The sequence below is a fragment of the Vallitalea pronyensis genome (assembly GCF_018141445.1).
GTDB lineage: Bacteria > Bacillota > Clostridia > Lachnospirales > Vallitaleaceae > Vallitalea > Vallitalea pronyensis.
On the sequence record NZ_CP058649.1, the window covers coordinates 4,932,688 to 4,953,609 of the forward strand.

18 protein-coding genes are annotated in these 20,922 nt (G+C 35.7%); 3 read left to right on the plus strand and 15 right to left on the minus strand.

Translation table 11 applies throughout. The features are described from left to right. Nucleotides 1-119: 119 nt before the first annotated feature. From HZI73_RS20545 to HZI73_RS20555, 3 genes are read left to right on the plus strand one after another with little or no spacing between them, the layout of a single operon-like run. Nucleotides 120-1,862 (plus strand): ABC transporter ATP-binding protein, encoded by a 1,743-nt coding sequence (locus tag HZI73_RS20545; protein ID WP_212695231.1) that lies wholly within the window; start codon nt 120-122, stop codon nt 1,860-1,862. Next, the gene (locus HZI73_RS20550; protein ID WP_212695232.1) at nt 1,837-2,820 is read left to right on the plus strand and encodes an ABC transporter transmembrane domain-containing protein; all 984 of its coding nucleotides are present in this window, start codon (nt 1,837-1,839) and stop codon (nt 2,818-2,820) included. Before HZI73_RS20545 ends, HZI73_RS20550 begins: the two co-directional genes overlap by 26 nt. Next, nucleotides 2,804-3,307: a MerR family transcriptional regulator gene (locus HZI73_RS20555; RefSeq protein WP_212695233.1), complete on the plus strand. Its 504-nt coding sequence runs from the start codon at nt 2,804-2,806 to the stop codon at nt 3,305-3,307. The genes HZI73_RS20550 and HZI73_RS20555 overlap by 17 nt, the downstream gene beginning before the upstream one ends. On the opposite strand, the gene HZI73_RS20560 is transcribed toward HZI73_RS20555, so the two are convergent. From HZI73_RS20560 to HZI73_RS20630, 15 genes are all read right to left on the minus strand, one after another. Further along, a complete protein-coding gene (locus tag HZI73_RS20560; RefSeq protein ID WP_212695234.1) occupies nt 3,308-4,384 on the minus strand; it encodes a hypothetical protein in 1,077 nt (358 codons plus the stop codon). A gap of 171 nt (nt 4,385-4,555) precedes the next feature. Continuing rightward, entirely contained in the window at nt 4,556-5,455 is a 900-nt protein-coding gene (locus tag HZI73_RS20565; protein WP_212695235.1) for a helix-turn-helix transcriptional regulator, read from the minus strand. 315 nt (nt 5,456-5,770) lie between these two features. Continuing rightward, complete coding sequence (locus tag HZI73_RS20570; RefSeq protein WP_246552232.1) at nt 5,771-6,223, minus strand: DUF3795 domain-containing protein; 453 nt, start codon at nt 6,221-6,223, stop codon at nt 5,771-5,773. 265 nt (nt 6,224-6,488) lie between these two features. Further along, a complete protein-coding gene (locus HZI73_RS20575; protein WP_212695237.1) occupies nt 6,489-7,817 on the minus strand; it encodes an MATE family efflux transporter in 1,329 nt (442 codons plus the stop codon). A 665-nt stretch (nt 7,818-8,482) separates the two neighbouring features. Beyond that, nucleotides 8,483-8,725 carry a hypothetical protein gene (locus HZI73_RS20580; protein WP_212695238.1) on the minus strand — a complete coding sequence of 81 codons (243 nt, stop codon included), beginning with the start codon at nt 8,723-8,725 and terminating at the stop codon, nt 8,483-8,485. A 54-nt stretch (nt 8,726-8,779) separates the two neighbouring features. Next, on the minus strand, nt 8,780-9,097 hold the full coding sequence (locus HZI73_RS20585) for a transglutaminase-like domain-containing protein (protein WP_212695239.1): 318 nt from the start codon (nt 9,095-9,097) through the stop codon (nt 8,780-8,782). A 140-nt stretch (nt 9,098-9,237) separates the two neighbouring features. Continuing rightward, nucleotides 9,238-9,867, minus strand: a complete 630-nt coding sequence (locus HZI73_RS20590) for a hypothetical protein (RefSeq protein ID WP_212695240.1) — start codon at nt 9,865-9,867, stop codon at nt 9,238-9,240. A 299-nt stretch (nt 9,868-10,166) separates the two neighbouring features. Continuing rightward, nucleotides 10,167-14,468: a 2-hydroxyacyl-CoA dehydratase gene (locus HZI73_RS20595; protein ID WP_212695241.1), complete on the minus strand. Its 4,302-nt coding sequence runs from the start codon at nt 14,466-14,468 to the stop codon at nt 10,167-10,169. A 351-nt stretch (nt 14,469-14,819) separates the two neighbouring features. Continuing rightward, nucleotides 14,820-15,356 (minus strand): 2-oxoacid:acceptor oxidoreductase family protein, encoded by a 537-nt coding sequence (locus tag HZI73_RS20600; RefSeq protein WP_212695242.1) that lies wholly within the window; start codon nt 15,354-15,356, stop codon nt 14,820-14,822. 51 nt (nt 15,357-15,407) lie between these two features. Then, nucleotides 15,408-16,151, minus strand: a complete 744-nt coding sequence (locus tag HZI73_RS20605; protein WP_330619610.1) for a thiamine pyrophosphate-dependent enzyme — start codon at nt 16,149-16,151, stop codon at nt 15,408-15,410. Then, nucleotides 16,151-17,218 (minus strand): 3-methyl-2-oxobutanoate dehydrogenase subunit VorB, encoded by a 1,068-nt coding sequence (locus HZI73_RS20610; RefSeq protein ID WP_212695243.1) that lies wholly within the window; start codon nt 17,216-17,218, stop codon nt 16,151-16,153. The genes HZI73_RS20605 and HZI73_RS20610 overlap by 1 nt, the downstream gene beginning before the upstream one ends. A gap of 153 nt (nt 17,219-17,371) precedes the next feature. After that, the gene (locus tag HZI73_RS20615; RefSeq protein WP_212695244.1) at nt 17,372-17,578 is read right to left on the minus strand and encodes a 4Fe-4S dicluster domain-containing protein; all 207 of its coding nucleotides are present in this window, start codon (nt 17,576-17,578) and stop codon (nt 17,372-17,374) included. Between the two features lie 128 nt (nt 17,579-17,706). After that, nucleotides 17,707-18,375: a tyrosine-protein kinase family protein gene (locus tag HZI73_RS20620; RefSeq protein WP_212695245.1), complete on the minus strand. Its 669-nt coding sequence runs from the start codon at nt 18,373-18,375 to the stop codon at nt 17,707-17,709. Nucleotides 18,376-18,772: 397 nt separating this feature from the next. Further along, nucleotides 18,773-19,267 carry a cysteine hydrolase family protein gene (locus tag HZI73_RS20625; RefSeq protein ID WP_212695246.1) on the minus strand — a complete coding sequence of 165 codons (495 nt, stop codon included), beginning with the start codon at nt 19,265-19,267 and terminating at the stop codon, nt 18,773-18,775. A 463-nt stretch (nt 19,268-19,730) separates the two neighbouring features. Beyond that, nucleotides 19,731-20,798 (minus strand): branched-chain amino acid aminotransferase, encoded by a 1,068-nt coding sequence (locus HZI73_RS20630; protein ID WP_246552234.1) that lies wholly within the window; start codon nt 20,796-20,798, stop codon nt 19,731-19,733. Nucleotides 20,799-20,922: the final 124 nt, after the last annotated feature.

Sequence of the window (20,922 nt, forward strand, 5' to 3'; positions counted from 1 at the left end):
TGGTTTTTTTGTGTTAAAAAGATAATGTATGACAAACGAAACGTCCCCTTGTCAGGTTTTTTCTTCTTGACTCTACACATGCGTCATGGTTTATGATGACTATAAAAGGGGTGACGTATTTGAGTAAGTTAGTGGTCGTATTATGGCAAAAGAGAACCTTATTAATAGCATTATTCACTCTATGCATTAGTCGCGGTATACTAGTATTATGGTTGAACAAGGGTTATGCAGAACTCATTGATAATATCTTGAAAGGTTCTTATGACCTTATAAATAACACTGCAATGCTCATCGTGTGTGCTGGTATTGTTCAAGTTGTTGTTCTTGTAACGCAAAGTTTGATTTCATCTAAGCTGGCAGAGAAAACGGGATATGCTTTGAGAACGGATGCAATTGATGGTATACTAAAAAGTAATTATGTAACCGTCAATCATCTAAGTACTGGCGGAAGTCTGTCCAAATTAAACACGGATTTATCAGGTATAATCGAATGGATCAAAAATGAACTGTCCCCACTCCTATCCGATAGTCTATTAATGATTATTGTTCTGACAGCTTTATTGATGATGAATTGGAAATTAACAGTTGTTAGTTTCTTTCCCGTACCCTTCATTTCTATAGGTGCATATCTGTTAAGCAAACCTATTACGTCCATTGAAAAGAAGAAGAATCAGACTTTATCTGATGTAAACGTTATTGCCAAGAGTATAGTTGACGCTTTTTCTATTCTAAAAATTTTTCAAATGACACATAACTTATTATCTAAGATTGATAAGAAAATAAACCTGTCTATCCAATCGGAGATAAAGGCGAATAACATTCGAGCTAAATTAATGTCTATAAACGGCTTTCTCGCATACATACCTACATCTATCATGTGGGGTTATGGCGGTTACATGGTTATCAAGGGAAACCTTTCAGCTGGAACACTCCTTGCCTTTACCAATATGTCAAGCTTTGTTAGAAATCCACTTGTTAATCTACCTGCAAAAATATGTTCCATTAGAGCTTTTATGGCTAATACATCAAGATTAATGGATATGCTAACACAATTTAAGTCTGTTCATCATCATGGGAGGATTAAACAAGACATGACAAAAAAGAATGTTATCCAATTTCAAAATGTAAGTTTTGGGTATTCAAAAGAAACAAACAGTCTTCAGAACATAAGCTTTAAAATCTATAGAAACACTAACATTGCAGTAGTGGGCGAAAGTGGTTGTGGTAAAAGTACTATCTTGAAGTTAATATCCGGTTTATATCATCCAGATCAAGGAGAAATCTTGTTTTTTGGTGACAGTATTAGACATACACAGCTTGATCATGTAAGGAGTCAGATATCCTATATACCCCAAGACGCTCAGCTTTTTCCCATCAGTATCTTTGAAAACATAACCTGTGGTCATTCCATTAGTATGGATAGGGTGATGGATGCCTGCAAGGCTGCACAGCTTATGGATTTCTTAAACACGCTTCCTGATGGTATTTATACCAATATAGGTGAACATGGGAGTAGGTTGTCAGGAGGCGAACGTCAACGCATATCCATTGCAAGAGCAATTGCTAAGAATGCACCTGTATTTCTGATGGATGAAGCTACATCAGCACTAGATGGTGAAACGGAAGAAAAAGTTTTAAATTACTTTAATGGGCTAAAAAATGAGCATACCGTTATCTATGTCACACATAAAATCAAACATGCTGTAAATGCTGATTTAATACTCTGTATGAAGAATGGTCAACTATGTGAATCGGGTACCCATGATGACTTGTTACAGTCTAATGGTTATTATTCCAAACTGTTTATGCTGCAAAACATGCAAGAGGTGATCGCTCATGAAAAAGATTCTAAAGCAATATAATGATATCATACTATTTTTTGCTCACATGATTCCAGATAAAAAAAGACATGTCATAATAGCCTTTTTTGCTGGCTTATCAGACTCCTTTTTTAATTTACTGCTTGCGTTTATACTCAAAAATGTGTATGCATCTGTTACTGAAAGGAACATTGTATCCTTAAACCGAACAATACTCTTTTTTATACTTTTTATTGCAGGAATTTTCTTGTATAACTATGTGTGTTGGTGCTTACATGGAAGCTCTGTAGCAAAAATAAGTGGAACTATTAAAGGCTTCATTCTAAGTAAGCTCTGTTTACTGCGTTTATCTTCTATAGAAAACCATCATAGTGGTGATATAATATCCATCCTTACAAGTGATGTAAATCATTCTCAATTCTTATACGCCAATATTAGACTAATCTTAAGCAGCTTGTTGATGGGGATTATATCGACAGTTTTGGTTTTTAATACATCGCTATTCTTAGGCGTTATGATAGGGATATTAGCTTGTATCCAATTGCTTATCAATTTATTTGTTGTTAAACCTCTCCAAAAGCAAAGCAGCACAATTCGAGAAAACACCAAGCAAATGACCATGACTTTTTCTGACATCCTTGAAAACAACATGAGCATACGTATATATTGCTCCCAAAATTTCTATATGAAAATAAGCAGTCAAATGAGTCAAAGATTGTATCAATCAAAAATAAAGCTCCATAGGATTAATGCCGTTATATTAGGTATAAATGTCTGCTTTGGTTTGCTTGGTTATATATTGGTATTGATTTTAGGTAGCCTACTAATAAGTGCTAATAAATTGACAATTCCTGATTTATTGTTTGTCACACAGATGAGACTAATGATGGTCCAAGGCATACTTAAATTAGGTCATTACACCGTACACATGCAACCAGCTATAACAGGTATGAAAAAGATTATGTCTTTTATGGATGAGGCTATTGAAGAAAACATATGATTTAAAGTATAATAATGCTAAGGGGGAATGGAACGTGGATGTGCATTTTAAAATAGGTGAAATAGCGGATATGTATAATACCTCAATTAGAGCTTTACGGCTGTATGATAAGATGGATTTATTTAAACCTGAATACACAGACGAACAAACAGGCTACAGATACTATACGATAGACCAGTTTCCAGTTTTAAATACCATTCTTGTATTTAAGTCTATTGGTATTCGATTGATTGATATTAAAAAACTCATGGAAAACGGCATTGATCCTGATGAACTTATTCATCTATTACAGCAAAAACAAGCCTATTGGGAAAATCAAATCGAGATTGCAAAGTACAATCTGGAGAGCATTGAAAACATCCAATCAGCAGTAGGCTTAAAGTGCGAAGCATCAGATGATACACCTGATGCTTACAAAATGTCTAAACTTGTTTGTTTGGAAAATTTGAAGGTGAGTCATCTTCTGTCCGAAGTTCTCTGGTTGTGATTATCGTTCATAACACTTTATACCATTTATTTTCTTAATGGGACTTTTAATGGGGTCATTGACTTGATGAACAGCTTGTAGGATACCTTCTTTATAGTAATGCCATTCATCATCGTCTAGCTCAAGTATAACATCTTCTATAATATAAGGTCCATATTTAAACTGCCCCATTACAGCTCCTTTAAATTCTCCATTTACTAGGATATATTGTAAGGTCTTAAATTGTTCACTTTTAAAGTGTTCTTTTAACCAATGCTCATTGGCTTTCACAAGAAAATCATTCCGATGAAGGACATAGATACTCTCTTCCATATAAAAATCCGTGTTGTTTACAACCACCTCATCGGTCTTCAACATGTATTGATCATCATATGGCATTAGAACTTCTTCTTGAACCAATTCTTGAATGGCACTACGAATGATTTTCTTCGGTAATTTATAAAAGGATTTAACCATTTCTTCGTCAAATAAGACGATTCTATAGGCAAAGCGTTGTAATACAATCTTTAAGGCTTCTAGCATGGAATATTTTTCAATATTGGCATTTGGAAACATCTGGCCAAATATATACCAGCCTCTATCCCACTCATTATCATATTGATCTTCGTAGATTAAAAATGCTTTTTGTAATTGATGTAAAACAGGTGTAATTTCTTTAACCAATAGACCTGTCATTTCCTTCATTAACTGTATCGTTAGCGGTCCTTCTCTCTCAATAAGTTCAAGAAGCATCTGCTGTTTTGCATTAAGATTATTTATCGATTTTTTAAATAGAGAAGCAAATAATTCCAAGTCGTCTCGATCAATCCATCCTAAATTATTACCCTGAAATCTTCCTTTTAATAATTTTCTTTGTAATTGTCTTTGTCGATTATAGTCTATATCATTAAAGGACGTGCGAAAGGATAATGTTGGTGGTTCACCAAATCCTGACCAATACACATTTTGACCGGGACTTGTATCCTTATAGAGTTGGTCATAATCATTTATGCTTACTGACTTTGATAAATACTGTCTTTCCATCATCAATGCAATGATTTTTTTGCTATATTGCACATTATCCACTCCATTTCTCATTTTTTATCACTGTTTTCTTCATCTTACATCTACACCAAAAACGGGAATGCTACATACATATCATAAAGCGGTTACACTTGGCTATGATTCATGTATAAGCGTAAAGTTCCATCTTTTATGTTTGCATTGATTATAACATAACAAACATGACGCCTGTATGTCGTGTTTGAATCATTGATAATGTTTTTGATTAAATGCTGCTATTTCTTTAATGCGTTCAACCAAACAAACAGGTTCGTGTACAATCACTTTATCGCCAAAACTTAATATCCAACTCAGCATAAATTCAAAGTTGGTAAAATCCATTTCAAAATACAACATGCCATCATCACGTTTCGAATAACTTTCATGTCCATAATTCTCTACTAAAATATATTCAACACTTTTATCAAAAGATGCCCTCAGCATATAATGACACGGAAAGATATCGTTCATCTTTTTCACAATACTTTCCGTAATCCTTTTCGATTCAAAACCCTCATGGGTTAGCCTTAAGTCCCAGAACCGATTCATCTTATACATTCTAAAGTCATTTTTTTCGTCACAAAAAGCGTATAAATACCAGTTCTGCCATTTGTAAATGATTTTATAAGGCTCAACTTTTTTACATGATTTTCCTAACATACTATAATACAAAAAGCTTACTTTTTTAGATGATTTCACTGCCTTTTTAATTATCTCTATTTTTTTCGAAATACTTTCCGTATAAAAAGAGCCAAGTTCAATCTCAAAAATATCGTCATCATCAGAACAACCATGACGCAGTTTAGCTAAAATCCTACCTGTATCTCCTGTAAAATCAACACTACCAATTGCATTTAAGCCAGTTAATACCTTGGTTAACTCCTCTTTGCTTAACATAGCTTGGTCAAATTTATAACCCTCTTGAATGGATATACCACCTTGGTGCCCTTGTTGCGTAATAATGGGAACCCCTGCCATGCAAAGGGTTTCAATATCCCGATTGATAGTTCTTTTGGATACCTCAAAGTATTCCGCTAAATATGGGGCTGTTACCTTCTTCTCCCGCGATAATATAAGTAATATCCCCATGAGTCTATCTATTTTCATCCTAATCAGCTCCCTATTCTATTTAAGCTAAGCAGTTATATCCATCTGTCTTCCATAAGCCTTTTTTATAAGTAAGTCAAACTTCCAAAAATCAACCTATAAAAATTATATCATTAACCCATTAATTTTGTAATATAGTAAGTAATATTTACAAGCTAGAACGGCGTTTTTTATTGCTTAAGAGTGGCTAGACAGAGAAAAACCATATATCGTAATAATGAACAACTACAGCTTGCTGCCATTCCTTTAATCCAAATAAAAGCAACAAACGAACAAGCGTGTATTATCACGATATATGGTTTCTTATCATTTAATCTACTTAACCGAATCGTCCCAACAATATTTCTTATTATTTTTTAAGACTTCTAAATGACAATGCATACATAGACCATTATGACAACAGATATTCTCTTTACATTCAGGACAACGCCATTTATCCTCTTCTTTTTGTAAAAAATCTTTCATACCATGTTTTTGAATATATTCTAGGTTTTCAATCATGCTCATGTGATATTTGGTACGATATCTTTTGTCTAAAGCCCTAAGTCTGGTACAAGGGAAATCATCACACCTATAACAAAATTCTACAAGCCCTTTGCCTATCTTTTCACATTTATTTGCCATATGCAGACAATGTTGACCTCTGGGTCTACATCCAGGGCAGTAAGTGCGATGGAAGCCTTGCTTATTTATATCATTTTTCTGTGCCAGATAGGCTATACATAGTTCACAGTTCATGCCACAAGGTGCAATCATTTCCTTTTTCATTTTCTTCTCCTTCACAGCTTATAGTTAGAATGTGCTAAAGGGCCATTATTAGAAAATGCTTCAATTGTTGCTGTTGTTTCAAAGTGTCTACCTGTTACATGCTGAAAACGATTAATTTTTGCCATGTTATCATCTCTTTCCCTTTTATTTCTATTCTAACATGCTAAACATGACAACTCTCTGTCTTATTTAAAAAGAAGTAGTATAAAAAAACTCCAGTATAGAACTGAAGCTTTTATGCATACATTATTTATCATTTTCATATTTACGCTATTTTAGCCAAAACTCTTTTATAATACACTGCAAAAATAATGGACATAAGCAGTGCACTAGCAGGATAACATGCACCTAGCAACGTTAAGCTAGGCTTAATAGGTAAAACAAAATTCACCCACAATAGCCTGGTTCCTACCACACCAACAAGTGTTAATATCATGGGTATAAATGATTTGCCGAGACCTCTAAGTGCCTGAGAAAATACTTGTTGTGGGATGGTTAATAGGTACATGGGCATGATGACAAATATAAGGCTGATGCTGATGTTAGTCACGGCAATATCATTAGTAAATAATGAAAACAATGAATAACGTGTCAGCATAAACGCAACTATTACTGCAGCCACAATAACATAGCTGATTACCATAATTTGCTTTACCGATTGCTTAACCCTATGGAGCTTATCGGCACCATAATTCTGACCTACAAATGTGATCACGGTGTTTCCAAGGGATGTAACTAAAATATCAACGATGCTATCGACCCTCACATACACTGTCCAAGCAGCAACGGATACTGCTCCAAATGTGTTAACGGCACCTTGTACAACCATGTTGGATAAGCTAAACATCATACTTTGCAACCCTGCTGGAATGCCAATAGCCCCTATATCTCGCATGATTCTAAAGTCAATGTTCACTTTTTGTTTCATGCTTATATTGATTTCTTTCACAATAATTCTGGCTAGAATAATGGCACTGATAGTCTGTGAAATGACAGTGGCAAATGCAACGCCAAATACACCCATACGAAGAACGAGAGCAAATAGTATATCTAATACGATATTTAAAAAACTACAAAATATAAGTACATATAGTGGTCTTTTAGAATCCCCTAGGGCACGTAATATACCTGCAAAAGCATTGTAAAGAATGGAAAACACGATACCAAAAAGATAGGTTTTTAAATATGTATTCGATAAGTCCATTGTTTCTACTGGCGTCTGTAATAGATTCAAAAATCTATTAGAAAATACAATACCTATTGCCGATAATAGAATTCCCAAAACAGCAAACATGATCACGCCATTAAATGTGATACTTTTTAACATCTTAAAATCTTTTTTACCATAATATCTGGACACATATGCTGTGATACCCGAAGACACGCCGATAAAAAAATTAGTTATCATAACAATTAACTTGGACGCGGAACCACCAACAGCCGAAAGCTCTAATGTCCCAAGACCTTTACCTACAATAATGGCATCGACAATGGCATAGAGGTGCTGAAAAAATCCTCCGATTACGATAGGTATAAAAAATATAATGACTTGTTTCCATATAACTCCTTTTGTTACATCGATATTGTTTTTCATATGGTCTCCTATATGGGTATCACCGTATTAAGTAATTTTTTAGCGTATGCATCTGTGGATTTTGAAATGTCTTTTACATCTATGATTTCAGTTATTTTTCCTTTATATAAGAACATAATTTTATTACATAAATATGTGACGGATGTTAAATCATGGGTGATAAATATGTAGGTCAAGCTATATTTTTCTTGAATGGTTTTAGCAAATGCATATAGAGGTTGTTTACTTTAACCATTTAAAAACCTCCTAAGACATGTCGATACTGCTTCATAACGACTTTTGTTTTTTCAACAAGTAATCTTATATAATTATCTGTTGCGTTATCTAGTATATATAATTCATCTGCTATCACTGGTGTTGGTTAACTCTTAGAGCAACTTCAGCAGGGTCAGAGTCCAAAAGGAATCGTATATTGTGACGGTTTTATATATCATTTTTTAAATTATATACGTATAACGATTTATTAATTTTATATGTATACAGCAGAAGCAGATTTTAGACTCGTCTAACTGCTTGATAGTATATAGTACTTCTATTTATTTGTCAATAATGAAAATCATTATCAAATATACTCCAAATAATACCCTTATTCCAATTAAATAAGGATAATTATGTGATTCTTTTTGATAAGATAATATGACAAACGAAACGTCCCCATGTCATCATTATTGATTTAATAATGTTGTGGGGAGGTTATCAAATAGTTCTTTAACAAGCTCATATCGATTCATACTTGCAAGAACATTCATATCAGGTTCATTGTATACGACAAGAATATCTTCTTCACCTAAGTCTGGATTGACTGAAAATGCCAGTTGCTCTTTATCTATTGAAAAATGTGCGTTTACACCTTCTTTATTCCCTCTTGCATCTAACCTTATCCATCTTTTTATGCCTGATATATACACTCCATTTAGACCATGTAGTATGATGTAAGGTGATGTTTTCTCACATAATATCAACTATTGGTAACAAAACCCTGTAGGGATACCATGGTACCTTAATAAGGCTGCAAGAAGATGGGATTTAGCATAACATATCCCTTGTTTGTAGTGTAATACGTCCGATGCCTTACACGTTACTATTTCGCCATTTATATCAGCAGAATGACTAATATTATCCCTAACAAATTCAAATGTCTTTTTTACTAAATCTATTTCAGATAATTTTTCATGATTAATTTGCTCTGCTAGCTCCTTTATAGCATCATGATGATAATCAACTATTGATGATGAAACTAGATAATCTTTTTTATTACTAGATTTCAATTTTAAGCTCATGATATAATCTCCAATCATATTTTAAGTATTATCTATTGTATAACAATAATTTTCTAAATGTTATATTTACCATGACAATATTTTCTAATCCCATAAAACATGTCCATAATGCATACTAAATATTTTTAGCCAGTCCCATCCTAATCTCTTATTTTTCTAAACACATAATAATCCGAGCCTACTAAGTATTTGGGTCCCTTCATTGTTTGTTTGACCTTATCCAGATCCACAGGTCTTCCCTGATAACGGGTAAAATATTGTTCAAGGTCTTTGCTTTCCATTTTGTAACTGCCTTGTTTATGTTGTAGGGTCCCAATAAATTCGAATGCTTTATCAGCCTTTGCTAATGTGGCATCCCCATGGCTATCATTGGCTAATAAGATGCCACCTTTTTTTAAATACTTCTTACATGCTTGAGAAACGAATCCTGCATATTGGGATATTAATAAATCCACATAACCAAGGGGAATAGAGAGCTCTTCCCAATAGTCTTTTGCTTCAAACTGAATAGAACAAGGCTCAGGGTATACCTTATTAGACGTCACAAAGTCTTTAATACCTGTTTCTTGTTGAAAGAACTTTATGGCTTTTTTATCTGTATCCACATAAATGACTTCTGGGATGATTAGGGATGGGGTAATATGGATATACGAACCCGGATAAAGGGCTTTTTTGATCACATCATATTGGGAGATACTTTCAAAAATTGAATAACGATCACCAGCTTTACTTACATATTCATGATACATTTCAATTCCTTTAGCTTGCATATCGCTCCTCCTCATGTATTATTCTATTTTAAAGTAGCCTAATGATACTAGGCATCTGAGCCAATCACATCATCCTTATTATAAAGGATGTGTACCCCCCTAATCAATAGTCATCTTTATCAAAAGAGGCTACACTTCATTTCACAAAGAAGATTTATCCGTTAGGAAACTTTCATTAACCCAAATGAGAATGTTCCTATCTCATTTGTTAATGAAAAACTTTCCTTAATATAAGATAAAGAAAGCGTACATTTGAGATAAACACTCAATGCACGCTTACATAACGTTGATGATTATGCCTATAGATTAGACACCATTTTATCACTCTCTAAATCTTCGGGCTCATTGTTCTCTGAAATCTCTTTATCTTTTATGCTATCACTGGCCACTGCAAGCATGAGCTTGATACGATTAAGCTGATTGACTTCACTAGCACCAGGGTCATAATCAATGGCTACAATATTAGCCTTAGGATAGCTTGCTTTAATCGGCTTCATCATGGCTTTCCCAACCACGTGATTCGGTAAACATGCAAAAGGTTGAACACACACAATGTTTTCAAAGCCTTCTTTTACCAATTCAATCATCTCACCGGTTAAAAACCATCCTTCTCCTGTTTGATTACCTAAGGATATGAGTTCTGAGGCATGCTTGCCTTTTTCTTCAATGGATGTAGGTGGTCTAAAATGCTTACTCTCTGCTAAAGGTACTTTGGTTGCTTTTCGATACCACTCAATCACATTGATGACCCATTTGCTGATTTTCCAGCTTTTTTTCGTGCCTCCTAGCTTTTCATACTGGAACTTTCGATTGTATGCACAGTACAAGATGAAATCCATTAAGTCTGGGACGCAGACCTCTGCCCCTTCTTTTTCTAACACTTCCACTAAGTTGTTATTGCCCATTGGGTGATACTTAATAAGAATCTCACCTACAACGCCTACTTTAGGTTTATTCAAATCCAGTCTTTCAATGTCATCAAATGCCCGTACGATGCCTTTCATATTTTTTCTAAACTGAATGATGTTACCATTTTCTAAGTTTTTATACGCCTTTTGCTTCCATGCTTGATACACCTGTTCCGTAGAACCTTTTACCTTTTCATAAGGTCTGGTGGCATAGAGGACACGCATGAAAATATCACCATATAGGATGGCCATAAGGGATCGATTGAGCATGGTAGGTGTTATTTTAAAACCTGGATTTTTCTCTAGACCTGATGCATTAACGGAAATAACGGGGACTGTTGTCACCCCAATATCCGTAAGAGCCTTTCGGATAAATCCTATATAATTGGATGCTCGACATCCACCACCTGTTTGGGTGATGAAAACCGATGTATTATTCAAATCATATTTTCCAGACTGAATGGCATTCAATATCTGGCCAACCACAATGATAGAAGGGTAGCAGGCATCATTATTCACATGTTTAAGGCCTTCATTCACTGCTCCAGGGTCTACTTCAGGCAGCATAACGGCATTATACCCCAGCTTCTTAAATGCAACTTCCAGAAAATCAAAATGTATGGCTGACATCTGCGGCATTAACACCGTATGATTCTTTTTATGTTCTTTCGTAAATGCAAGTCTTTCATAGGAGATGTTTTGTTTTGTTGGCACGATGCCATTTCTTTCCCGTTCATCTAGGGCTGCTTTTAAGGAACGCATACGGATACGAATAGCACCTAGATTATTGCCTTCATCCACTTTAATAATGGTGAAGATTTTACCATGTCGCTCAAGAATCTCCTGAACTTGGTCCGCTGTTACTGCATCAACCCCACAGCCAAAAGAGGTTAATTGGACTAATTCCAGATTATCATAGTTACCTACACATTCTGCCGCTGCATAGAGTCTGGAATGATATGACCATTGGTCAAGCACTCGAAGAGGCCGCTTCACATGACCAAGATGAGCCACTGCATCTTCTGTTAGAACTGCCATATCCAAGTTGGTAATGATATTGGTTAAACCGTGATTAATTTCAGGATCAATATGATAAGGTCTACCTGCCAGCACAATACCTTTTTTACCTGTTTCTTTTAGGTATTGAATGACTTCTTCGCCTTTTTCCTTAATATCGTCTAATACTTGTAACTTCTCTTTCCATGCTAGTTGAGATGCTTTTAGTACTTCGTCTTCAGAAATACCATAGGGCTTTAACTCTTCTACCAGACGTTGAGCTAATACCTTTTCATCATGCATAGGAAGGAAAGGATTAATGAAGTTCACCTTTTTTGTATCCAAATCTTCCATATTGTGCTTAATCACCTCTGGATAGGAGGTCACAATAGGGCAATTAAAGTTATTATCCGCACCTTTTTGCTCTTTCACTTCATAAGGTACACAGGGATAAAAAATATGCTTAATACCACGATTTATCAGATGCATCACGTGTCCGTGAACAATCTTTGCAGGATAACAGGCAGACTCTGAAGGTATGGTTTCTATACCTGCTTCATAAACCTTTTTACTGGATCTTGGTGAAAGAACAACTTTAAACCCAAGCTCAGTAAAAAAGGTATACCAATAAGGATAATTCTCATACATGTTCAGTACTCTTGGTATACCAATGGTACCACGTTTTGCATCGTCTTCACTTAAAGACTTGTATTGGAAGATTCTTTTGTATTTATAATCATAGAGATTAGGTACATCTTTTTTCGATAGTTCTTTTCCTGCGCCGCGTTCACATCGATTACCCGATACATAGCATTTGTCACCAGGAAATTTGTTCAATGTTAATAAACAATTATTATTACACAGCTTACAACGCTTCATCTCTGTCTCATAGACAAAGTCCTGTAAATCCTGAGCTGGAATAAGCGTGGTACCTGTATCTTGATCTCTTTCTTTGGCAATAAGTGCCGCACCAAAGGCACCCATGAGTCCTGCAATATTCGGACGCACCACTTCTCTTTCTGAAATCATTTCAAATGCTCTTAGAACAGCATCATTATAGAAGGTACCCCCTTGTACAATAATTTTTTCACCCATGTCTTTAGGGTCATGAATCTTAATGACTTTTTGTAATGCATTTTTTATAACAGAATAAGCTAACCCTGAAGATATATCCCCAACTGTAGCACCTTCCTTTTGGGCCTGCTTCACTCTTGAATTCATAAACACCGTACATCTTGAACCAAGGTCTACTGGATTTCTGGATTGTAAGGCTGCTTCTGCAAAGCTTTCCACATCCATGTTAAGGGATTTAGCAAAAGTCTCAATAAAAGAGCCGCATCCTGACGAACAAGCTTCATTTAATAAAATATTGTTAATGACACCGTCTTTTATACGAAGACACTTCATATCTTGCCCGCCGATATCTAAGATAAAATCCACACCTGGTAAAAAGAACTCTGCTGCTTTATAGTGGGCAATTGTTTCAATCTCACCAATATCCACACCTAAAGCTTCTTTAATAATAGCTTCACCATAACCCGTTACCGTTGCATGGGCTATATGAGCCCCTTCAGGTAGTTTATCGTAAATATCTTTTAGAATATCTACAGTACGATTTAAAGGTTTACCTTCATTACTGCCATAATAGGCATATAACAATTTACCTTCTACATCAATAACGGCTATTTTCGTGGTAGTGGACCCAGCATCTATGCCTATATAACATTTACCTTGATAAGTTGACAGTTCACTTCGACCGACTTTATTTTCACCATGTCTCTCATGAAAGGTTTGTAAAGCTTCATTATCCTTAAACAATGCTTCAAGTCTTGGTACTTCATGACTGGTTGCATTCTCAAAGAATGCTAGTTTCTCGTATATGCCCTTAAAAGATACTGCCTCTTCCTGTTTGGATGCCATGGCTGCACCAATAGCCGCATATAATTGTGAAAATGGTGGTATAATGGCTTGGCTTTTGCTTAGATTAAGGGTTTCAATAAAACGTTGACGTAGTTCCGATAGGAAGTATAATGGTCCACCTAAAAAGGCAATATTACCTCTTAATGGTTTCCCGCAGGCAAGGCCACTTATGGTTTGATTCACAATGGCCTGTAAAATGGATACAGCAATACCCTCTTTTGAAGCCCCTTCATTCAACAATGGCTGTATATCTGTCTTGGCGAATACACCGCACCTTGCAGCAATGGGGTATATGACCTTATAACTTTTAGCCAGTTCATTTAACCCTTCAGCATCCGTTTGCAGCAATGCACTCATCTGATCAATAAAAGCTCCAGTACCACCTGCACACGTACCATTCATTCTCTGGTCAATGGTATCCCCTTCAAAATATGTAATCTTAGCATCCTCACCGCCAAGTTCAATGACCACATCTGTCTGAGGTATTTTCGTTTTTACAGCTTTTGTACTTGCTATCACTTCCTGAATAAATGGAATATCCATCCATTTGGATACCCCCATACCACCTGAACCCGTTGTCATGATGGTAATAAGACTATTGGGAAAATGTGCATACGCTTTTTTGATGAGCTTGCCTACTGTAAGTTTAATATCTGATAAATGTCTTCTATACTTACTATATAGAATTTCACCGTACTTATTCAATACAACGATTTTAACGGTTGTTGACCCAATGTCTAGTCCTATATTTAAAACGTTGTCCGTATGATTCTCCAATGTATTTCCCTCCCTAAAACATGCTATCTATATAAAATTTTACTAATGTAAAATAGACCATCGCTCATACAAGCTATGCTTTTTTTCATTTAATAATTATATTATTTTGATATAAATATATGCTAAAAATTATATAAAATAAGTATAAAGTATAAAACAAATTTATGCAATAAATATGTTAAACATCTTATAGACATCTGAACAGAAAATATTGGTTATATAAACGCTCCTATCTCATTTATTAAAGGAGAACTTTACTGTAAGAAGAAAAAAAAGGACTTCCTCCCCTGCACTTATCCAGATGAATAAATACAGAAGAAAAAAGTCCTTTTATTTCTATCGTTTATCGGTTTAAGCGACACATGCTGCGCCGCGCTTCATGGCTTCAATGTTAATGTCAACAAGATGTTCTTTTGCTTTACCAAGGACTTTTTTTAGACCTTTAGCAATAGACTCTATACTGACAACATGGGTTAATTCAAGATAAGCACCTAACATGACCATATTGGCGATACGTGTATTACCAAGTTCAACAGCTATTTCATTGGCTGGAATATAGTGTACATGAATATCTTCTCTGGTTGCTTTGTTATCGATTAAAGAACTGTTAATTAATAAGTGTCCATCATGTTTTACGGATTTTTCAAATTTATCTAATGACGGTTTATTAAGCACTAACGCCGCAGTAGCACCTGTTACAATCGGTGAAGCAACAGCTTTATCCGATACAATCACATTACAATTGGCGGTTCCGCCTCGCATCTCTGGGCCATAAGATGGTAACCATGATACTTCTTTGTTTTCAGTCATACCTGCATAAGTTAATATCTGTCCAATGGACATGACACCTTGACCACCAAAACCAGCAATAATTACTTGCTCAGTCATTTTATTCATTCCTTTCATTTTCAATTAAGGACCCGTGGACCATGATCATCCCTATTCGTCGCTGTCCTTCATAACGCCCAAAGGATAAACTGGAATCATGCTGTCTTTTACCCAATCAAGAGACTCTGCTGGTGATAACCCCCAGTTTGTTGGACATGTGGATAACACTTCTACTAGAGAAAATCCTTTGTTCTCTACTTGATTTTCAAAAGCTTTTTTAATGGCTTTTTTTGCTTGTTTGATGTGTTTAACATCATGTACAGATACTCTTTCGATGTAATACGTACTATCTAAAGTGGCTAACATCTCTGACATTTTTATAGGTAACCCTGTCATTTTAGGATCACGGCCATAGGGTGACGTGGTGGTTTTTTGCCCGATGAGTGTTGTTGGAGCCATTTGTCCCCCTGTCATACCATAGATGGCATTATTAACAAATATAACGGTTATGTTTTCATTTCTAGCAGCTGCATGAACAATCTCAGCCGTACCGATGGAAGCTAAGTCCCCATCCCCTTGATACGTAAAGACAATATTATCTGGAAGTACACGTTTAATACCTGTAGCAACAGCCGGCGCACGTCCATGAGCAGCTTCGTGCATATCACAATTAAAATATTTATAGGCAAATACAGAACATCCTACTGGTGCCACACCAATTGCTTTGTCTTTTATGTTCAACTCATCCATCGCTTCTGCAACTAAACGATGGATAATCCCATGGGTACAACCTGGGCAATAATGAAAAGGCGTGTCGCTGAGTGCTTTTGGTTTATCAAATACAACTTTCATCATTATGCCTCCTCCACAATTTTTAAAATCTCTGATAGTATATCATCAGGTGTTGGAACCATACCACCTGTTCGACCATAAAAATGCACAGGTTTCTTATTCTTAACGCCAAGACGAATGTCTTCCACCATTTGTCCCATGCTCATCTCAACGGTTAAAAAAGCTTTGACATGATCTTTATCTGCATAGGCTTCTACAGGTGCATATGGGAAAGGCCATATGGTAATAGGTCGAATAAGTCCAACCTTCACACCTTTTTCTTTTGCCATATCAATGACGCTCTTTACAATTCTTGCTGTTGTTCCATAAGCAGCTACAATGATATCTGCGTCTTCACAATTATAGGTCTCATAGCGGGTTTCATTTTCTTTAATGACTTCATATTTCTTATATGTTTTGTTTACTTCGATCTCTAATTCTTCTGGGTCTATATATAATGAATTAATGACGTTTGGCTTTCTACTGCCGTCACAACCTGTTGTCGACCAATCTTTTTCAGGTAATTCTCTTGCAGGCGGTTTTTCAAAGGATACAGGTTCCATCATTTGCCCAAGCATGCCATCTCCAAGTACCATGACAGGATTACGGTATAGATCTGCTATATCAAAAGCTTCCATGGTTAAGCTCACCATTTCTTGCAATGTAGATGGTGCATAAACGATTAAGTGATAATCACCATGTCCGCCGCCTTTTACAGATTGGAAGTAATCCGATTGTGCTGGCTGAATCCCGCCTAATCCTGGACCTCCTCTAACAATATTCACAATAACACAGGGTAAAGCTGCTCCTGCAATATAGGAAATACCTTCTTGCTTTAAGCTTATTCCTGGGCTAGAAGATGATGTCATCACACGAGCGCCTGCTCCTGCAGCACCATATACCATGTTAATGGCTGATACTTCTGATTCAGCTTGTAGAAAGACACCACCGTCAATTTTAGGTAATTTCTTAGCCATATAGGCTGGTATTTCGTTCTGTGGTGTGATAGGATAACCGAAGAAATACTTACATCCGGCTTGAATGGCAGCCTCTGCAATGGCTTCATTACCCTTCATTAAAACCTTTTCCATCCTTACTCCTCCATTCTGTATATATTCAATTAAACAACCTCATCAAGTCTATTGCCTAATTCAATATTTCCCTTGATTAAATATGATGATATTTTCATCATTGACTATGATTATGTGCTGATGCTTACGTATAGTTAAAATATGTTATGTTGTCTATCTTTCAACTGTTATAACCACATCTGGACAGATTGTGGCACAAAAAGCGCATCCAATACATTTATCCATTTCTATGACTGTAGCTGGATGGTAGCCTTTACCATTAATTTTCCCCTCAGCTAGGTGGATAATCTTTTTAGGACATACGGTGGTACACAACCCACAACCTTTACATAAATCCTCTTTAAATGTTACTTTTGCCATTGTATGCTCTCCTTTCACCTTCAGATACGTCCCATTACCTCATCTATATTATTGATGAAAAAAGGAGCGTATCTTATCATTTTTTATATGTGTTTATGCGTTATGGTATCACCTGACCATAATACAGACTAAAACTTAGGTTGCATAAATAATTCCAATGTAAATAACTTCTCTGAAAATGCCTTAGGTAAACCCTCGCCTACATCTTTTTTAGCACTTATATAGGTGATGGGTAAGTCTGTTTCTTGGGCTACGTGTTCGATAATCTTTTGTCCCTCTAATACAACTTCTGGCGTTGTTTCATAAGAAAGGTTGGTATTATTAACCAAATCCGTTATATGCAATCTGGACCGATTCTCTACCCGTGTCATCAACTCTTGAATATCTTCTGAGTGTCGCGTAAATGGTCGTCTTGTATTAATCACAAAATACATGCGATAATCACATTTGTCAAAATACGGTTTATACTGCCCAAGACCTATGGCGCCATCTTCATCTCCGCCTACATCAAAAAATACATATGTATCTTCCATATTGAACACACTGTAAATGGTTGCTGGCAAGGAAGGTATATCCATATTCGTTGTTGCAAAATTAGGTACAATCACCTGAATCCCTTGTTCTTCTAAGTATGGCTTGACTTCTGCGGTTCTAAAAAACGGATTTACAATATCCAAATCAACAAGTACTACTTTCTTGCCTTCTTTGGCAGCCTTAAGTGCCATATTAATGGCCAGCTCTGTTTTACCACTACCAAAATTTCCCGTTAGGACAGTTATTTTTGGTCCCTTCACCATGGCATACTCCTTTTCAATTTATTAAGTTAATGTTTTTCCCAGAAAAACATTTAAATATTAAGCCGTCTTATCTCTTTTACATAAATAGCATATATTTTTTGTTGATTCACTTATATAATAACATAACAAATTAATTTTTCCAATATAAAATTACAAATAACTCGTAAATACATGCCAATTTTTACGGGTGTTTTTTGTGCATTTTTACTAACATCTTGCATTTTACATTTTACGTCTATAGTCCACCACCCGAACACATTAATACGGTAAAATGTTCCCTTATTGCTCTAATTGAAACAATGATGTTCAGTAAAGTGCAGACAGTCAACTTTCAAAAGAGCCTTATACATCATCCATAGATACTGTATAAAACTCTTTTATGTGTATGCTTGAGGCATTACACTTTTTTTAGAATATACGTCAAAGTCTCTATGCTAACCACAGGTCTTAGATATTGTGTTTCTTTTGCTTGTCCAGGGTTATAGTCCGCTACACCATGCTGTAATAGAGAGGCATTATACCCTCTTTCCATAGCACCATTGTATGTGAACAGCACACAATATTCCGCTGCAAATCCACTAACAACTAAGAACTCAACTTCTAATTGTTTTAAGAGTTCATCTAATCCTGTTTTCCAAAAAGCACTATTATAAACCTTAGAAATCCTATAATCTGTATCTTTTACAACCAATTGGTCCATTAATTTGTAACCCTCTGAATCGGGTCCCTCGCCTGCTTCTTCATCTTGAATTAAGATAACGGGTTTGTCAGCCTCACGAAATAACTTACTGGCTTCATTAATGTATTCCAGTGCATCATTTATGGATTCATGACATTTTTTGATTTCATCATAAGCTTGTTGCATATCAACAATCAATAAAGCTATACTCATCTTACATCACCTTTCGTATCTATGGTGGTTGATACTTGGTTTAAGCCACCATTACCTTATTTTCATACACAATGTTCTGACAATCAACGATCATAGAAACGATCCCCTTTACAGGCTTATCTCTATCTATATTATGATCTACTTCTATAAGCTATAATCATTACATGCATTATATCATATCAAACAAAAATATTGTAGTCAGATATGTCAAAAAATAACAATGAATCCATAAGAAAAAAAGCTCTTATGATCTCCATCATGACACGTATTATATGACATCAACCTTTTAGTATTCTTTTTCATCATACATTTTGTACGCATTTCATAGATGTTCCTATACCAAAAAGAAGCACTAACCAATAAGGCTAGTGCTACCATTTATTTCAATCGTAACGTTATCTATATCATTATAAAAACCGTTGACTGACTTGACGCCAATCAACGGTTATTTTATACACTCACACTACTCCACTTCTACTGTCCAATTAAAGGAATCTTCAGCAGCACCGGTCTGAATACCTGTTACTGTATCATAGATGCGTTGAGATAATTCACCTATCTTGCCATCATTAATGGTAATGATTTTACCATTATAGTTTAACTGACCAATAGGTGAGATAACAGCTGCTGTGCCCGTTCCATAGGCCTCTTCAAGGGTTCCTTTCTCTGCTGCTTCATAGATTTCATCGATGGATAACTTTCTTTCAGTAACAGATATACCCCATGAATGTAATAATTCAATAACAGAATTTCGTGTAATACCTGGTAAGATACTACCTTCAAGAGCAGGTGTAATGACTTCTCCATCAATCTTAAAGAAAACATTCATGGTGCCCACTTCTTCAACATATTTACGCTCAACACCATCAAGCCATAATACTTGAGCATAGCCTCTTTCTTTGGCTTTCATCTGAGCTTTGATACTTGCCGCATAGTTGCCCCCAGTCTTAGCATAACCTACGCCGCCTTTTACAGCCCGTACATACTCTGTCTCAACCCATATCTTAACTGGATTAATACCACCTTTGTAATAAGCACCAACAGGTGATAGAATGATCATAAATAGGTAAGTGGCTGAAGCTCTTACACCAAGAAATGGGTCTGTGGCAAAAATAAACGGACGAATATATAAAGAAGTACCCGAAGCAGTTGGAATCCAATCTTTTTCAACGGATACTAATGCCTTAATCGCCTGTAACATATCTTCTTCATTGATCTTAGGTATACAAAGACGATCATTGGTTACATTCGTTCTTTGTATGTTCTTCTCAGGACGGAATAGAAGGGCACGGCCATCTTCTGTTTTATAAGCTTTCATGCCTTCAAACATTTCTTGTGCATAATGGAGTACCATAGCTGATGGGTCCAATGTAATCGGTCCATAAGGTACAATTCTAGGATCGTGCCATCCTTGACCTTCTGTATAATTCATCATAAACATATGATCTGTAAAATCTGTTCCAAAACCCAAGTTATTAAAATCTGGTTTTTGTTTTAGCTCTTTCGCCTTTTCTACTTTAATATTAAGCACTTGAATAAGCCCCCTTTGAAATATTGAATATTTAGGAAAATCATAAACCACGCCTAAACCCAGAAGCATTCTCTTGGTCCTACCATTATATACAGTTCTAATAAAAACAGACGCCTATAACAAG

Bases quoted from the DNA above. Each gene is read 5' to 3' on its own strand.
- HZI73_RS20550 (WP_212695232.1), top strand. From the start codon at position 1,837: ATGAAAAAGATTCTAAAGCAATATAATGATATCATACTATTTTTTGCT.
- HZI73_RS20565 (WP_212695235.1), bottom strand. From the start codon at position 5,455: ATGAAAATAGATAGACTCATGGGGATATTACTTATATTATCGCGGGAG.
- HZI73_RS20625 (WP_212695246.1), bottom strand. From the start codon at position 19,267: ATGAGTATAGCTTTATTGATTGTTGATATGCAACAAGCTTATGATGAA.
- HZI73_RS20585 (WP_212695239.1), bottom strand. From the start codon at position 9,097: ATGAGCTTAAAATTGAAATCTAGTAATAAAAAAGATTATCTAGTTTCA.
- HZI73_RS20620 (WP_212695245.1), bottom strand. From the start codon at position 18,375: ATGGTGAAGGGACCAAAAATAACTGTCCTAACGGGAAATTTTGGTAGT.
- HZI73_RS20610 (WP_212695243.1), bottom strand. From the start codon at position 17,218: ATGGAAAAGGTTTTAATGAAGGGTAATGAAGCCATTGCAGAGGCTGCC.
- HZI73_RS20605 (WP_330619610.1), bottom strand. From the start codon at position 16,151: ATGATGAAAGTTGTATTTGATAAACCAAAAGCACTCAGCGACACGCCT.
- HZI73_RS20615 (WP_212695244.1), bottom strand. From the start codon at position 17,578: ATGGCAAAAGTAACATTTAAAGAGGATTTATGTAAAGGTTGTGGGTTG.
- HZI73_RS20590 (WP_212695240.1), bottom strand. From the start codon at position 9,867: ATGCAAGCTAAAGGAATTGAAATGTATCATGAATATGTAAGTAAAGCT.
- HZI73_RS20560 (WP_212695234.1), bottom strand. From the start codon at position 4,384: ATGAGAAATGGAGTGGATAATGTGCAATATAGCAAAAAAATCATTGCA.
- HZI73_RS20600 (WP_212695242.1), bottom strand. From the start codon at position 15,356: ATGACTGAGCAAGTAATTATTGCTGGTTTTGGTGGTCAAGGTGTCATG.
- HZI73_RS20575 (WP_212695237.1), bottom strand. From the start codon at position 7,817: ATGAAAAACAATATCGATGTAACAAAAGGAGTTATATGGAAACAAGTC.
- HZI73_RS20570 (WP_246552232.1), bottom strand. From the start codon at position 6,223: ATGAAAAAGGAAATGATTGCACCTTGTGGCATGAACTGTGAACTATGT.